Source organism: Brachybacterium sp. AOP42-C2-15 (assembly GCF_052377065.1).
Lineage (GTDB): Bacteria > Actinomycetota > Actinomycetes > Actinomycetales > Dermabacteraceae > Brachybacterium.
This window is the reverse complement of the sequence record NZ_JBQSWK010000107.1, coordinates 1-1,225: the sequence shown is the minus strand read 5'-3', so window position 1 is coordinate 1,225 and position 1,225 is coordinate 1. Positions and strand designations below refer to the sequence as shown.

Annotated in this window: 1 protein-coding gene; it reads right to left on the bottom strand. The window is 64.5% G+C overall.

Annotated features, from left to right (window positions below; translation table 11 throughout):
* The coding region (locus ACT3SQ_RS19230) for a tyrosine-type recombinase/integrase (protein WP_444601617.1) at positions 1–1,080 on the bottom strand (1,080 nt) is incomplete at its 3' end.
* Positions 1,081–1,225 lie beyond the last annotated feature (145 nt).

The following is a 1,225-nucleotide window of genomic DNA, read 5'->3' as shown; positions in this document are numbered from 1 at the left end:
CACGGCAGCACGCAGCATGCGAGAGGCCGCGTTGTGCCGCAGGCGCCGCGTCCCGGCCTTCACTCCGATCACGCCGGCAGTCCGGAACGTTCTGGCCGTCACCTTGTATATCGAGGCGTGATCGACGAACGGGATGAACGGTGCCACCGAGCGGAGAAAAACGTGGTCGTCCTCGCCGGCGGGACGCTCCTCGAGCACGTAGCTTGCCAGCGCTACCGCCAGAAGACCGGGCAGCGGCAGCGTCACCGGGTTCTTCGTCTTCTGCTGGACGATCCCGATCGTCTGGGAGCGCCAGTCGATGTCTGCCAACCGCAGTGCGATGATGTCGCAGGCCCGTAGCCCGGTCAGCAACGCCAGCAATGTGATCGCAGCATCCCGAGCGGAGACCATGCCGGTTGCACACGCCTCGACGACCCGCTGTTCATCGGCGTCCTCGAGGACAGGCAGGATCGTCTGCGAACGTTTCACCCCGGCCAGGTTGACGGCATCGACCAGTTCGCGGCGGCCGGTGAACTTCAGGAACGGGCGGAAGTTCGACACCACCCAGAACAAGGACGACTTCGCCCACCTGGTCAGCAACGATTCGAGGAACGCGAGGATGCTGGCCGCATCAGTCTCCTCGAGGCTGTCGATCCCGCGATCCTCGAGGAACACGAGATAGCTGCGGGCCACCCGGCCGTAGGCAGCGCGCGTGGCCGGTGCCAGCCCACGGTCGGCCATGTCCGCTTCCCAAGCAGCATCCAGTGCTACGAACTCGTCCGAAGCAGGCCACGGCCCACCGCCGCCACGCCGACGGACCGCGAGATCGACCCGACCGGTGCGCAGGTAGGAGTCGAACACGGTAACGATCCGGCCGTAATCGAAGCGGCGCTGTGCGCTGAACCCACCGGTGCGCGGGCTCGTAGTCATCGCTGCGAACTCGGCACCCAACGCGGGCGAGTAGACGCCGCCACGGTCGGCAGCGAACCTGGTCAGCGCGCTGATCGACTTCTGATAGTTCCTGATGGTTGATTCCATGTAGTCGGCCGTGCGCAGCGCTGCAACAGTGACCGCGCCGATCTGTATGACCGTCGTATCCATGACCGCGTCCCTTCCCTAGACGGATGGATACGACGGACACTAGACACTGACTGCAGGAACGTTAAGCCGAGGAACCAACAGCGATCTCCGCTCCAACCACGCCAGACACCGAGCTCCTCGGCTTAACACAAACCTCGGCATAATC